The sequence below is a fragment of the Nostoc sp. KVJ20 genome (genome assembly GCF_001712795.1).
Taxonomy (GTDB): Bacteria; Cyanobacteriota; Cyanobacteriia; order Cyanobacteriales; family Nostocaceae; genus Nostoc.
Genome location: NZ_KV757636.1, coordinates 1 through 14,305, shown reverse-complemented (window position 1 = coordinate 14,305; position 14,305 = coordinate 1). Strand labels below are relative to the sequence as shown.

Sequence of the window (14,305 nt, the reverse complement as noted above, 5' to 3'; positions counted from 1 at the left end):
ATTAAAATATTCTCACCTTAAAACTCTATTCCTTTATGGTTAGACTAATTCTGAATTCTGAATTCTGAATTCTGACTTCCGACTTCTGATTTATTTGCATCGAGCTATTTAGATCGCATAGTGATTGCACCCTGAAACCACTCAACAACACCATCTGCCAAGACTCGCGCTAATTTTTTTTGTTCATCGGCGTTGGCTATCCATTCAAATTCTTCGGGGTTGGTCATAAAACCCAGTTCCATTACCACTGATGGTGCTGTAGAGGGACGAGTTAGCGCCAAGTTATTCCAAAATACCCCCATTGATGAACGTCCTAGGTGGTTAGTTAGATAATTGTGGAGAAAAACGGCTAGGCTATGGGCTTGGGAATGATACCAAAAAGTTCTAATGCCTTTGCTATTCTCTGCATCTCCGTCATCGGGTACTGCTGTGTAATGTATAGTGAGAGCGATCGCTGGTTGTTGTTGCTCGATCATGGCTTGGCGAGCAGACAAAGCTATTTCTCTGTCATCTTCTCGCGTCATCACTACTAACGCGCCTCTTAAGACCAGTTCATCACGCAGCAACTTAGATACTGTCAGGCTGACATCTTTAGCTAAATATCCTGTTGGCCCAGCTGCGCCAGTTTCTTGACCTCCATGTCCTGGGTTAACTAAAATCTTTATGCCAGATAAAGGTTGTAATTGTACTTGTGCAAAAGCTGGTGAAGAAATAAATATGGAACTGATCGCTAAACCTAAAATTGGTTTCACTGATATAGACTCCTATATGAGGGAGATGAGGAGAATAACCAATGCCCCATGCCCCTCCCTTAAACTTTCCCAAACCGCCGTTCGCGTTGTTGGTAGGCACATAAAGCGCGATGAAACTCAGCCCGATCAAAATCTGGCCAGAGAGCATCGGTAATATAAATTTCTCCATAAGCCATTTGCCAGAGAAGAAAATTTGAGAGGCGCATTTCTCCACTGGTACGAATTAACAAATCTGGGTCACTAATTCCTGCTGTGTACAAGTGGCTTTCAAACACCTGTTCATTAATTTCATTGGGTTGTAGCAGACCTTGCTGGACTTGTTTTGCGATCGCCTGACAAGCTTGTAAAATTTCCTGCCGTCCACCATAATTAGTTGCTACCGAAAACCGGATACCGCGATTATCCTTAGTTTCTTCCATTGAACGGGATATTTCTTGTTGGAGCGATCGCGGCAGGTCTTGCAAATTTCCCACAAACTTAATTTGAACATTCTCTTCAACCATTTCCCGCAATTCTTGCCGCAAAACTCTTTGAAACAGAGTCATCAAAAAATCCACTTCTTCCTGCGGTCTTTTCCAGTTCTCCGTTGAAAAAGCATAAGCTGTTAGCGCCTGAATTCCCCAATCCTGACAACAGCGAAGTAAATCTTTAAGAGCATCTACTCCTCGCTTATGACCCATAATCCGGGGTAGACCCTGACGTTTAGCCCATCGACCATTACCATCCATAATCACCGCAACGTGCTGCGGCAATAGTTCTCGTTTTAAGTCAGTAGGCAAATCTTGCAGTTTAGTTTGTTGTGCTGTCATTTTTTATCTCGAGAAGCGGTCGATGGTAGTCCGAGTAAACGTGAAACCAGTGCTAGTGTCTTCCCACCTGTCCGACGAACAAAGCTCAACAGACCAGGTGCAACTGCTTCCCGATCCACGGTTGGGGACAAAAGAGCCTCTAATGACTCTTTCAGCTTTCTAATCGTCAGCGGTCTATTTAGGGTTCCCCGTTCCGCTAAGGAAATAGAACCCGTTTCTTCAGATACAACGACACAAATGCAATTTTCGACCCGCTCAGTAATTCCCATTGCCGCCCGGTGGCGTGTTCCCAACTGGCGCGAGGCTGTGCGTCCCGAAAGTGGTAAAATTATACCTGATGACACTATCCGTGATCCACGAATCAGTGTTGCCCCATCGTGTAACAAAGTTTTTGGCTGGAAAATTGTCTGGATTAGTTCTTTAGAAACTTCCGCATTTAGCTTTACTCCTGGCACAGAAAAGTCTCGCTCATCAATTGGCCCTGTGGTTTCCACAATTAGTAAAGCTCCAATGCGGTTTTTTGACAATTCTTTAACAGCCTCAACAATTTCATCAATTACACTATCAGATTTAGGGATTGCCAGCCGATCGGGTTGAAATAGCTGGCGGAATTCGCCACGCCCCAATTGCTCCAAAAATCGCCGAAACTCTGACTGTAGAGCAACTGCCATCGCCACAGCACAACCAATTACCAATTTTTCTAATACAAAACTTAGCAGAGGTAGTCCTAATCTGCCACTTAGTGCCGAGGCTAGCATTAAGATAATGAATCCCCGCACCATCCACAGTGTCCGGCGCTCACTAATGATAACTAATATCATGTAAGTCAGCGCCAACACCAACACAATATCCAGAGTCCCAAGTAGCAAGGACTGTGACCATCCTAGGTTTGTCAGCCATTGCTTCCACCAATCTCTCATGACATCTGGATTACACTTTTGCCTCTAATTTACGGTTGGTCATTAGTCATTTGTCCTTTGTCCTTTGTCATTTGCAAATGACTAATAACCAATGACTAATGACAAATGACTATTTCTTTAATCTTTCTGGTAGGCGATCTTGTCGAATCAAGTCTTGATAAGTTTCACGTTGCAAAATTAAATTTGCTTCGCCATTGGCCACAACAACAGCTGCCGAACGGGGCAAGCGATTGTAGTTAGATGCCATACTGTAATTGTACGCACCAGTTCCCATAACTACGAGAATATCCCCTGGTTCAGTCTTTGGGAGTAGAGCGTTATGAATCAGAATATCTCCTGATTCACAATGTTTACCAGCAATTGTGACTGTTTCGGTTAAGGGAGAAGACATTTTATTAGCAACGACTGCCCGATAAACTGATTGGTAAGTAATCGGGCGAGGATTATCAGACATTCCTCCATCGATCGCTACGTAGGTACGAATTTCTGGGATAACTTTGGATGAACCAATAGTATAGGCAGTGACGCAAGCTGTGGCAATTAGCGATCGCCCCGGTTCACACAGTAATTTTGGCAAAGGTAAATTTTCGGTTGCACAAGCTTCTTGAATTACCTCACAAATCGGCTTCACCCACTCTTCAATGCTGGGGGGATCGTCTGATTCTATATACTTAATCCCTAAACCACCACCGACATTTAATTCTGTAAAATTTAACCCATACTTGGCCGCATCACGTAACCACTGTACCATCAGAGCCGCTAAATCTCGATGCGGTTGGCGCTCAAAAATTTGGGAACCGATATGAGCATGTAACCCCACGCAGTTAAGGAAAGACTGTTTACTGACAAAAGTAAATAATTCCTCTAACTCATTCGGATCAAAGCCAAATTTACTATCTAGTTGCCCAGTGCGAATATATTCATGTGTGTGACATTCAATACCCGGAGTCAAGCGCAACAAGAAACGAGGCTGTACGGAGGGTGAATTTGCTGTCTCAACAATTTCTACCAAAGTGCGTAACTCGTGCCAGTTATCCACCACAATAGTGCAACCTACTTCTGTGGCAAAAATCAGTTCTTCACGAGATTTATTGTTGCTATGAAGATAGATTTTCTCAGGATTGACACCTGCTTGCAGCGCAGTGTAGAGTTCACCACCTGATGCGACATCAATTCCTAAACCTTCTGAAGCCGCGATCGCGCAAACTGCTAAACAATTCCAAGCTTTTGAGGCGTACAATACTTGAGATTCACCCTTGTAGTATTGCTTGAAAGTATCTCGGTATTGCTGACAAGCGGAACGCAGGGTTTCTTCATCTAAAATATATAAAGGTGAACCAAATTGTTCAACTAGGGTTGTGACATCACACCCACCAATTTCCAGGAGGTCATGATTATGAACTCTGGCAGTCAAGGGTAAAAGTTCTTGATTGGGCGATGGATTTGTGTTGGTGTCGTGCCTTTGAGGTAAATATTGACTTCCAGAATGTTGAACCCCAGTGGGGTGAGTCGATACCATAACTATAAAAATTTTCCTTGTTCAATTTACGGGGTGTGAGTTCATCTCCCAATTCCCAGTTTACAAAGGGTTTGTAACGTTATTCAATAAATGTGATCTCATTAGACTTAGAAATTAAATTACTGACAGCAGAGCATCTGAGTGCATTGTTGGAACTGGATCAAGCCTGTTTTGGTGGTTTATGGACAATGGAGGGCTACCAACGGGAGTTGGACAGCCCCAACAGCGATCTGTTGGGTTTATTTTCCCCTGTCTCTAATTCGATGCTGCTGGGAATGGGTTGTTTTTGGTCAATTTTAGACGAAGCCCACATTACAATTTTGGCGGTTCATCCCCAATATCACCGTCAAGGGTTGGGACAGGCTTTATTATATGCACTTATTAAGACAGCTTGCGATCGCAAAATGGAGCGAGCTACCCTCGAAGTTCGAGCTTCAAACTTGGGAGCCATATCTTTATATCAAAAATTTGGCTTCAAAACAGCTGGGCGGCGGCGGCGTTACTACCAAGATAACGATGAAGACGCCCTAATCCTTTGGCTCCCAGATTTACAACACCCCAAATTTCAAGCAACTTTAGACCAGTGGCATTCCATGATTAGCGATCGCCTGGACAAATCCTCTTGGCACTTGATTTTTAAGTAGTTGAGAATTATTAATTTTGAATTATCGGAGTTTGGATCAGCTTCAGCAAAAAAATGCAACTTTGCTGCATCTATTTCTATATAAATATTTTATATAAACTATGATTTTCATAATAAAAAACTATATAAACTATTTTTGCTTGATATTAAAAAATATATATGCTATATATAAATGTTTGGGATTAAGTAAACTAACTCTCAATGTAAGCAGTGAACTGTTTGTAGTAAATCTCAAAAACGCTGGTGAACTAAAGCTCCTCAGTACACTAGCCACATAAAAGTAGTCAAGAGTTAACAATTAGCCCATCAACCCAAGTCATAGCTTCAGGATGTCTATAATCTGTTATACAGGCATCCAAAAGCTTTGCCTGTGCTAAAATCAGCATACCGGCACGACCGCAGGTGATGGGAAAAATGCCATGTTTGAACGCTTCACAGAAAAAGCCATTAAGGTAATCATGCTGGCCCAAGAAGAGGCCCGCCGTTTAGGTCACAACTTTGTTGGAACCGAGCAGATCCTCCTGGGTCTGATTGGCGAAGGCACTGGTGTGGCTGCCAAGGTGCTGAAATCAATGGGCGTCAATCTTAAAGATGCCCGAATTGAAGTTGAAAAAATTATAGGACGGGGATCAGGCTTTGTTGCCGTGGAAATTCCGTTTACGCCACGGGCAAAGCGAGTTTTAGAACTCTCCTTGGAAGAAGCACGCCAACTGGGGCATAACTACATTGGCACCGAGCATCTGCTGTTGGGCCTAATCCGCGAAGGGGAAGGCGTCGCAGCCAGGGTGCTAGAAAACCTCGGTGTGGATCTATCTAAGGTCAGAACCCAAGTCATCCGCATGTTGGGAGAAACTGCCGAAGTTTCACCAGGTGGTTCATCTGGGCGCACAAAAACCCCGACTCTGGATGAATTTGGCTCCAACCTGACCCAGATGGCGATAGACAATAAGCTCGATCCAGTGGTGGGACGCGCCAAGGAAATTGAGCGGGTGATTCAGATATTGGGTCGCCGAACCAAAAATAACCCAGTGCTGATTGGGGAACCAGGGGTTGGTAAAACTGCGATCGCTGAAGGTTTAGCTTCACGCATTGCCACCAAAGATGTCCCTGACATCCTCGAAGATAAACGCGTCGTCACATTGGATATTGGTTTGCTCGTAGCAGGAACCAAGTACCGGGGTGAATTTGAAGAACGCTTGAAAAAAATCATGGATGAAATCCGCTCTGCGGGTAATGTCATTCTCGTGATTGATGAGGTACACACCTTAATTGGTGCAGGTGCAGCAGAAGGTGCTATTGACGCAGCGAATATCCTCAAGCCAGCTTTGGCCAGAGGTGAGTTGCAGTGCATCGGAGCTACAACCCTAGATGAATACCGGAAGCACATCGAGCGAGATGCAGCGCTAGAGCGGCGTTTCCAACCAGTAATGGTTGGCGAACCAACAGTTGATGAAACAATTGAAATTTTATATGGTCTGCGCGAACGCTACGAGCAACACCATAAACTGAAAATCTCCGACGAAGCATTGGTGGCGGCGGCGAAGTTATCAGATCGTTACATTAGCGATCGCTTCCTCCCAGATAAAGCCATCGACTTAGTTGATGAAGCTGGTTCTAGGGTGCGCTTGATTAACTCCCAACTGCCACCCGCAGCCAAAGAGTTAGACAAAGAACTGCGTCAGATATTAAAAGAAAAAGATGATGCAGTGCGCTCTCAAGACTTTGACAAAGCTGGAGAACTGCGCGATCGCGAAATGGAAATCAAAGCCGAAATCCGGGCGATCGCTCAAAGCAAGACCAATGCAACTGGCACAGAAGGTGAAGAACCTGTAGTTACAGAAGAAGACATTGCTCACATTGTCGCTTCCTGGACAGGTGTACCGGTGAACAAACTCACCGAATCTGAATCTGAAAAGCTGCTGCACATGGAAGACACCTTGCATCAGCGTTTAATCGGTCAGGATGAAGCTGTGAAAGCAGTTTCACGGGCAATTCGTCGCGCTCGTGTCGGATTGAAAAATCCCAACCGACCCATAGCTAGCTTTGTCTTCTCTGGGCCTACTGGCGTAGGTAAAACCGAGTTGGCGAAATCCTTAGCTGCTTACTTCTTCGGTTCCGAAGAAGCGATGATCCGCTTAGATATGTCCGAATACATGGAGCGTCACACCGTCAGCAAGCTGATTGGTTCCCCTCCAGGTTATGTTGGCTATAACGAAGGTGGTCAGCTAACTGAAGCCGTGCGGCGGCGTCCTTACACCGTGGTGTTGTTCGACGAAATCGAAAAAGCCCACCCCGATGTATTCAACATGCTGCTGCAAATTTTGGAAGACGGTCGGTTAACTGATGCCAAAGGTCGCACGGTAGACTTCAAGAACACCTTGCTGATTTTAACTTCCAATATTGGTTCTAAGGTAATTGAAAAAGGCGGTAGCGGTATCGGCTTTGAATTCTCCGAAGATGCCAGCGAGTCAACTTACAACCGGATTCGCTCTTTGGTCAACGAAGAACTCAAGCAGTACTTCCGTCCAGAGTTCCTCAACCGACTCGATGAAATTATCGTCTTCCGTCAGTTGAACAAGCCGGAAGTGACCCAAATCGCCGAAATTATGCTCAAGGAAGTATTTGGTCGTCTGACGGAAAAGGGTATCACCTTAGAAGTCACAGACCGCTTCAAGGATCGTTTGATCCAAGAAGGTTACAGTCCCAGCTACGGCGCAAGGCCATTACGTCGGGCAATTATGCGCCTGTTAGAAGATAGCCTAGCAGAAGAAATTCTGTCTGGTCGTATCAAAGATGGCGATACAGCCCTTGTTGATGTGGATGAAAATGGCATTGTCCAAGTTAGTTCTCAACAGCGCCGGGAATTGTTACCCCAAGGTGTTGAGTAAGATTTAGGGTTTGGGATTTAAATCTCAAATAAAAAATTAGAAAACGGTAGAGTATTTATTGCTCTACCGTTTTTTTCGGCAGAAAATTGATTTCAATACATAAACTTAATTTAGGAATCTTTGAGCATGATAGAAATCAAACCTTATCCTGGTGATTTCATTCACGGCATTAATCTTAATGATTGGTATCCATGTTGGAATCTTGCATTATGTGGTCGCCTATATTCTCCAGATTTTGCTGCACTTTGTGATCCTGGTCTTGCAGAATCTCACCGTTGTGTAAAAGACCTTTCTATCGCTCATCAACCCAACCTACATCCAGTCAAAATCTTAGATTGATGAGGTAAGCAGTAACAAGCATGACTTACGCAAGTTTCACCAGCACCGACTCAGGTCAGTAGTTACTCGTCAATTAGCCAACCACGCTCTATCCCGTGTTCAATTCCGCCAGCCCAGTCCATTTTCAGATGCTTCCGTACTTTATGGAATAGATGTTGAACTACAACTGGGTTAATTGAATTTTTAACATATTTTTCTTCATACCTAAATTCTCGGTCAGTGTTTTTCTGCTGACGTAGTACGTAAATTTGGTCAACCTTGTACTTGCGAAGATTGACATCACTAGTCAACTTGATCCACTCCATAAGTACAACATATAAACTATTTGGATTTCTTGCCTTTAAATCCTCTGCTGCTCGTGATGAACCTTCGAGCATAGTTTTATCGAGATATGTCTTACATTCAATTGCAACAACTGGAATATCGAAAATGTGCGTTTCAGTGTTTCCCGTAACTGTAACTTCCGAGTAGTTTTCTGGTTCCTCTTTAAGAAGTGGGAGTATTTCACCAGGATTTTCATCTTTCTCTGGTGGAATTGCCGCTTCAAATGATACTTGAATAGTGGCTCCAATTACAAAGTCATGATCTTTCTTTTCAATACGTGCATACGGACGCTTAAGCATCTCAGAGTATTTTGGCGGCACAAAGAAAATATCTTTGAACGTATGTGATTTGCCGATAAGAGCATTTTCTCCGAAGTCTCTGACTAAATCTTTAAACAGATAATAAAGGAATTCCTCCAGCACGCTAGAGTGAAGGTTTGATCGAGAATCAAACTTTTCAGCATAGTGCTGCTGGTCTAAAAAATTCTTATATTTTGATAGAAGCTCTACCCTACGAGCAATATTTTCGTCATCTTCATCGGTAGGTGTTGATGTCGGGCCAACTAATTCGAGATTAGCAGAATGCCACTTATCATACTCAGTTCTAATCTCGCTGAGATATTTTTTACTCTCAACATCTCTGTATTTTGTGCGGTGACTCTCCTTTTGTTCAAGATTAGAGCCGTGAACTAAAGGGTTCCGATCGCTTTTGGGCATAGCTCTAATTTCTCTTGAAGATGAAGTGCGATCGCTTTAGCAAGAATAGGTGGTACAGCATTACCTACCTGATTGTACTGGCAAAGAAACTTCTCGTCGAATCTCTCTTCTCGATGTAATAACTTATGAGATACAACAGTCTTCTTCCCTAGAAAACGATAAGTGTCAGGAAAAGATTGAACACGTGCGCCTTCACGGGCTGTCAAATTGCGATGCTGAAAAGGATGAAGAAAATTGGCGTAAAACGAAGCTGCTATTGTGTGTGATGGTTTATATGGATTTAAACGTCGGTTATTCTGGTCATAATTTATCTCAGATAACTCACCATTTCCACTACGCCGTCTAGCCCCATGTTCTTTTGGTGCATCTGAACTTGATTCACCCCATTTAATATGTTTGAAGCGTTCTACAAGCCTCTGGGAATGATCCATTGCAACATGATTATAAAGTGTTCTACTGCCATTCCTGATCCAGCTTTGATAGTTATTGAGAGGTTCTGAAATATAAGGTTGTTCTTCTTCACCCTCACGTGCATTCAGTGGTGGTAAATCTGATATAGCATCCCACAAGCTCATGGCAGGAAGTAAACCCATGTAGGCAAATATTGATAATTGAGAGCTATTGATATGCAATAAATCTAAGGAGTGTGTTTTTGGAGGAGTACCTAATTCTTGTCCTGTTTTATTTCCAACAATAAAAATACGCTCCCTAATTTGTGGCACACCATATTCAGCAGCATTTAATGACCATATTTCTACAAAATATCCTAGATTTACAAAAGTTTCTTTAATAATATCTGTTACTTTTTTTCCTTCAATATTTTTGCGCGAAAGTAAACCTTTAACATTCTCCATTACAAAAGCTTGAGGTTCGAGAAAACATATCCACTCAGCAAAGTTAATGAATAGACTATTTCTAGGATCTTTAGGATCTTTTTGTGCTGGCCCGGCAATACTAAAGCCTTGACATGGAGGCCCACCAATAACAATATCCGGTTTGAAGTGACAGATATCCTTAATGCTACTTGCAGTGTTTAAATTACGGATATCCTGTTGAATAACTGTCATATTAGGGCGGTTATAACGTAGTGTATCACAAGCCCAGGTATCAATCTCAACGGATAAAGGAACAGAGAAACCTGCCATCTCGAAACCTAGACCAAAGCCGCCAGCCCCAGCAAACAAATCAATAGTGATAGGTTGTGCTGTTAGCATAGACTCTTAATGTGGTTACTCATCTGGTTTACCTTCTAAACATTCTAGGATGATACTCTTGTACCACTTTGTCAACCTGCTACACAGTTCTTCTGATCAAGTTATCTTGGCTATAAGTAATTTTTAGTATTCTTCAATCAATCGACTGATTCTGAATTAGACCTGAAGTGCATTTAAAATGGGAGAATATAAAGAATCATTAGGAGAAATAAATCATCATGAGTGTGATAGTTGCGAAGTGGACGATTGACGAATATCACCGCATGATTGACGCTAATATTTTGAGCGATCGCAAGGTTGAACTACTTCATGGAGAAATTGTCGAAAGTCATTATTAAGTGTAAGTTTACGGAGAATTGGTGTTACTTGTTATAGAGCTACGAGCCTTCATTCGTTATTTGAACAGTGGATTGGCTAGATTGGGCTAGATAGATACCCGCTAAAACTACAGCAAAGGTTGCCCAGTCAAATAAACCTACCTGTTCTGAAAAAATGAACCACGCAAAAATGGAAGCTAAAACTGGTTCTAGGAGAAGTGTGACGGCGACAATGCCTGAAGAGATTCTGCTGAGGCTATAAGCCAAAAGCCCCTGACCTAACACTTGGCAAAAGAGGGCTTGGAAAATTATGAAAAACCAACCTGTCCAGGAATAGGGCAACAGTCTATCTTCCAGAAATGGGAGGACGGGTAATAGAAACATTGTTGTCACTCCACAGCGCCACAGCATAATAGTTGCAGTGCTAAATCTGGTTCGGAGTTTTTCTATCAGCAGCATACACGTAGCCATGAAAACCGCAGTTAGTAACGCCAAGGCATCACCCAGTATTTGGTCATTTGCAAATTGCACCTTATTAAGTTCAAATGCGATCGCTCCTCCCAAGGCTATGACTAGACCAATCACGAATCTGTGATCGAAGCGGCGACCGAATAACATATACCCGGCTAAAGCAACGAATAAGGAGTTTAAATTAGACAGTAAAGCCACGTTGGCCACGCTAGTTTGACTCAGCGACCAAGCCCACAAGAGGAGGTAGGTTCCAGCAGAGGTTCCCATTGCCAACAATAGCCACACTTCTTGTCCGGTGAAAGGCTTCTGTTCTATAGATTGGCTATCGGACTGTTGGTAGCGGAAAGCCTCAAGTCCATTCCACAGCGCAAAGACGACTGTTGCAATCCAACTGCGATGAAATACTACAGCATTTGCACCAATTTCTTGTTGACACAATTTGGTTAGAGATGGGGCTAAAGATATGGGAATTAGAGCAAACAATAATGAGGCCGTTCCTAATAAAGCTGGTGTTTCGGAGAATTGTTGCCTTAGTAATGACAGTTTGAACGTCATACTTTTAACGAAAGTGTTAACTATATTTTTGACTGATTCCTGGAATGGGAAATGAATAGCAGCTTGGCTAGATACGGCTAAGTATAAACCTATTAAAACTACAGCGAAACCTATCCAATTTGAAAAAGTTAATTTTTCCGAAAATATTATAAGAGCGAAAATGCCGCTAAATACTGGCTCTAATAAATGCACTAAGGAGACAACCACAGAAGAAAACCTGGCAAGGCTATAGGTCAAAAGCCCATGACCAAAGACTTGGCAAATCAGGGCTAGGGAAATGACCCAAAGCCAACCACTGACTGTAGAAGGAAAAATTTGATCCTGAGTAAACAAAAGTATGGGGAAAATGACTAAAGCCGCGATCGCACAGATCCACAACTGGATTGTGTCAGGAGAAAATTTTGTTCGTAATTTTTCTACAATCAGTAGGTATGCACCCAAGAAAATCGCCGAAACGATCGCAGCCAACCCTCCTTGAACTTCGTCTGTGGCGATTTGCAACTCCTCAAATTCAATAGCGATCGCTCCCCCAAGGGCAATGACCATACCAATGAGGAATTGCCTCTCAAAACCCTGACGAAATAATAGCCACGCCCCTAAGCTGGTAAATATGGGGGCGAGATTGTGCAACACACTAGAAATCGTGACGCTGGTTTGAGTCAGCGACCAACCCAAACAGACTAAAGTAGCTGCCCAAAGAATACCAGCACCTAGCAATAGCCATAGATCCTGACTGGTGTAGGGCTGTTGTTCTACAGGTTGAACTAAGGAAAATCGCTGCCGTATTGCCTTGTATCCATTCCAGAACAAGAAGACCACACTAGCAAGCCAAAAGCGATTAAATACAGTAGCATTGGGGCTGAGTTCAGTTTCGCTTAATTTCATAAAAATAGAGCCAAAAGATATAGCACCTACACCTACAAATAATGAAGCGATCGCTATCTTTGTTTGATTGGATACATTCATTAGGAAATTTAAATTCAATTTTTTACCAATAAATAATTAATTAACTAATATATAAGCAGTCAAATTCTCGGCGAATCTAAAGGATTTACACTGTTATTAATTAAATTAACTGTTTTTTACCTTTTAACCCAGCCATTGATCTTTTCCATAATTAATCCATTGTTGCACAAGAGCGATCGCGGATACAAGAATCACAAATGATAGGCTTTTATATTTTCTTTTTCCTGGAAAACAACAATACAAATAACCTAAAGCTAGAAAAAAGAAAGGTACTGCAAATATATATCTGCCTAAACTCGCTAGGCGATTTTGTGTAAAAAATACGATTAAAGCATTTATTACTGAAAAATATATGCAGAACCAAAATAGATAATTCTTTTGTAAGCTATTGGTAAATGTAGAGGTAATTATTTCCTTTTTTCTACCTCGCCAATAATTCAATACATACGCTAATACTAAGACGGGCGGGTATATTATTAAAATATCCCAAATAAATCTTTTTGGAATAAATACCAATAATTTATGATTTTTAGATTTACAATATATTAGGATAAAAGAAATTATTAGAATCAGAATTGGTAGATATAAACCTAATAAATCAAACAAGGGAGATTTAGGTAAAAATAGTAAGTCTAAATTTAATCCTAATGTTTTACCCCATTGTTTTTGATCGTTGAATGGCGCGAAAAAATTTCCTCTTGATTGGAGACATGAAAATCCATAAATAGAATATCCAAATATCGCTGAAATGGATATTGTAATCGTTTGGAAAAGATGACTTTTACTTAGTTGTTTTGTTAACAAAAATATTGTTATTAATGAGAAGAAGCAGGCGAAAATAATCTGAATTAATACTGGACGAGTTAAAGCCATTAAAATACTAATAACCGATAACTGTATTAATTTGATTTTTTCATTTAATCTATTTTCAGGTAAAAGCAGCCATATAAAAAAAATCCCCAGTAGAGAAAACAAGCTTTCTGTATAGCCTATAACGCGGAAAATTGCCATAGGGTTAACGGTGTAAGCAAGGGTAATTGTTAATGCCAAAAGTTGATTTTTTAAAGCCTTTTTAAATACCCAAAATACTAAAGGAGTAGATATGCAAAAAATTGCTGTAGCTGTAATTTTAAAATAATTTGTATATTGTTCTAGATTTTGGGGATGAAATAGGTGAGTAATTATAAAACCCCAAAGAGGATAAAAAGCAGTACAAGTATTTTGCAAAGCCATATTTGCATAAAGTCCTATATCCCAGTAGTAACTTTTATGTGGTAATGCGGGGGGATTTACACGGGGTAACTGAGTGGGAGAAAAGAACTTATAAAAAGTATCTGGGAAAATTAGCATCCCCACAATAGCGCAAACAATAAAAGCACTATAAATAATTATATAAGGGGTCAAATCTTTAGGGAAACTTGCTTTTTTCATTGGCTATTTTATCTTTATTTGAATTAATATATCCTTGAATAAACTAATTAATTAAAATCTCTAAAGTAAATAGGTAAGCATAAATTCAACTAGATTATGTAATGCAAAATTAATGAAATTCATTCTTAGTAAACTGCTCCAGCACTTTTACAAGGTCTAGAGCAGCTTACTACAAACCGACTGGGAAAATTTATCGTTGGGATAAGGCAGAATGGAAGAGAGTTTTGACCCAGTTCATCTTTCTTTACGTTATTAGGTTTTATGGCGTTTACCAGTCTAATAAAGTACACTAATTAAGATAAATTCAGTGCATCTACTCAAGGGTAAAAATGAAACCATATTCCCTCGACTTTCGCCAAAAAATATTGGATACATACTTGTCAGGTGGAATATCACAACGTCAATTAGCAAAGAGATTTTGTGTGAGTTTAGGTTTTATTG

10 protein-coding genes and 2 pseudogenes are annotated in these 14,305 nt (G+C 41.3%); 4 read left to right on the top strand and 8 right to left on the bottom strand.

Annotation, left to right across the window (positions count from 1 at the left end):
- Window positions 1–104 precede the first annotated feature (104 nt).
- The 4 genes and pseudogenes from A4S05_RS19690 to lysA form a co-directional block, all read right to left on the bottom strand.
- Window positions 105–680 (bottom strand): annotated as a pseudogene (locus A4S05_RS19690) (N-acetylmuramoyl-L-alanine amidase); the annotation flags it as partial.
- A gap of 131 nt (window positions 681–811) precedes the next feature.
- On the bottom strand, window positions 812–1,561 hold the full coding sequence (locus tag A4S05_RS19685; protein ID WP_069071491.1) for an isoprenyl transferase: 750 nt from the start codon (window positions 1,559–1,561) through the stop codon (window positions 812–814).
- A complete protein-coding gene (gene cdaA, locus A4S05_RS19680) occupies window positions 1,558–2,481 on the bottom strand; it encodes a diadenylate cyclase CdaA (protein ID WP_069071490.1) in 924 nt (307 codons plus the stop codon). Before cdaA ends, A4S05_RS19685 begins: the two co-directional genes overlap by 4 nt.
- A gap of 109 nt (window positions 2,482–2,590) precedes the next feature.
- Window positions 2,591–4,000, bottom strand: a complete 1,410-nt coding sequence (gene lysA, locus A4S05_RS19675) for a diaminopimelate decarboxylase (RefSeq protein ID WP_069071489.1) — start codon at window positions 3,998–4,000, stop codon at window positions 2,591–2,593.
- Between the two features lie 92 nt (window positions 4,001–4,092).
- Here lysA and rimI point away from each other — a divergent pair, with 92 nt between their 5' ends.
- The 3 genes from rimI to A4S05_RS19660 all read left to right on the top strand — a co-directional run bounded on the left by rimI (window position 4,093) and on the right by A4S05_RS19660 (window position 7,870).
- Window positions 4,093–4,644, top strand: coding sequence for a ribosomal protein S18-alanine N-acetyltransferase (gene rimI / locus A4S05_RS19670; RefSeq protein WP_069071488.1), 552 nt, complete (start codon window positions 4,093–4,095; stop codon window positions 4,642–4,644).
- Between the two features lie 418 nt (window positions 4,645–5,062).
- A complete protein-coding gene (locus A4S05_RS19665; protein WP_069071487.1) occupies window positions 5,063–7,531 on the top strand; it encodes an ATP-dependent Clp protease ATP-binding subunit in 2,469 nt (822 codons plus the stop codon).
- Window positions 7,532–7,657: 126 nt separating this feature from the next.
- On the top strand, window positions 7,658–7,870 hold the full coding sequence (locus tag A4S05_RS19660; protein ID WP_069071486.1) for a hypothetical protein: 213 nt from the start codon (window positions 7,658–7,660) through the stop codon (window positions 7,868–7,870).
- Window positions 7,871–7,932: 62 nt separating this feature from the next.
- Here A4S05_RS19660 and A4S05_RS19655 read toward each other — a convergent pair whose 3' ends face one another.
- Window positions 7,933–8,910 carry a Bpu10I family restriction endonuclease gene (locus A4S05_RS19655; RefSeq protein WP_069071485.1) on the bottom strand — a complete coding sequence of 326 codons (978 nt, stop codon included), beginning with the start codon at window positions 8,908–8,910 and terminating at the stop codon, window positions 7,933–7,935.
- Window positions 8,883–10,124 carry a DNA cytosine methyltransferase gene (locus A4S05_RS19650; RefSeq protein WP_069071484.1) on the bottom strand — a complete coding sequence of 414 codons (1,242 nt, stop codon included), beginning with the start codon at window positions 10,122–10,124 and terminating at the stop codon, window positions 8,883–8,885. Before A4S05_RS19650 ends, A4S05_RS19655 begins: the two co-directional genes overlap by 28 nt.
- Before the next feature lie 218 nt (window positions 10,125–10,342).
- Between A4S05_RS19650 and A4S05_RS40420 the strand changes: the two are divergent.
- A pseudogene (locus A4S05_RS40420) lies at window positions 10,343–10,450 on the top strand (Uma2 family endonuclease); the annotation flags it as partial.
- Between the two features lie 51 nt (window positions 10,451–10,501).
- Here the strand turns inward: A4S05_RS40420 and A4S05_RS42630 are convergent.
- Together A4S05_RS42630 and A4S05_RS19635 are read right to left on the bottom strand one after the other, a co-directional pair.
- Complete coding sequence (locus tag A4S05_RS42630) at window positions 10,502–12,433, bottom strand: DMT family transporter (RefSeq protein WP_218107960.1); 1,932 nt, start codon at window positions 12,431–12,433, stop codon at window positions 10,502–10,504.
- A gap of 123 nt (window positions 12,434–12,556) precedes the next feature.
- On the bottom strand, window positions 12,557–13,864 hold the full coding sequence (locus A4S05_RS19635) for a mannosyltransferase (RefSeq protein ID WP_069071483.1): 1,308 nt from the start codon (window positions 13,862–13,864) through the stop codon (window positions 12,557–12,559).
- Between the last annotated feature and the right edge of the window lie 441 nt (window positions 13,865–14,305).

Excerpts from the sequence above, each read along its gene's own strand:
- A4S05_RS19685 (WP_069071491.1), bottom strand. The coding sequence starts at position 1,561 with ATGACAGCACAACAAACTAAACTGCAAGATTTGCCTACTGACTTAAAA.
- cdaA (WP_069071490.1), bottom strand. The coding sequence starts at position 2,481 with ATGAGAGATTGGTGGAAGCAATGGCTGACAAACCTAGGATGGTCACAG.
- lysA (WP_069071489.1), bottom strand. The coding sequence starts at position 4,000 with ATGGTATCGACTCACCCCACTGGGGTTCAACATTCTGGAAGTCAATAT.
- A4S05_RS19665 (WP_069071487.1), top strand. The coding sequence starts at position 5,063 with ATGTTTGAACGCTTCACAGAAAAAGCCATTAAGGTAATCATGCTGGCC.
- A4S05_RS19660 (WP_069071486.1), top strand. The coding sequence starts at position 7,658 with ATGATAGAAATCAAACCTTATCCTGGTGATTTCATTCACGGCATTAAT.
- A4S05_RS19655 (WP_069071485.1), bottom strand. The coding sequence starts at position 8,910 with ATGCCCAAAAGCGATCGGAACCCTTTAGTTCACGGCTCTAATCTTGAA.
- A4S05_RS19650 (WP_069071484.1), bottom strand. The coding sequence starts at position 10,124 with ATGCTAACAGCACAACCTATCACTATTGATTTGTTTGCTGGGGCTGGC.
- A4S05_RS42630 (WP_218107960.1), bottom strand. The coding sequence starts at position 12,433 with ATGAATGTATCCAATCAAACAAAGATAGCGATCGCTTCATTATTTGTA.
- A4S05_RS19635 (WP_069071483.1), bottom strand. The coding sequence starts at position 13,864 with ATGAAAAAAGCAAGTTTCCCTAAAGATTTGACCCCTTATATAATTATT.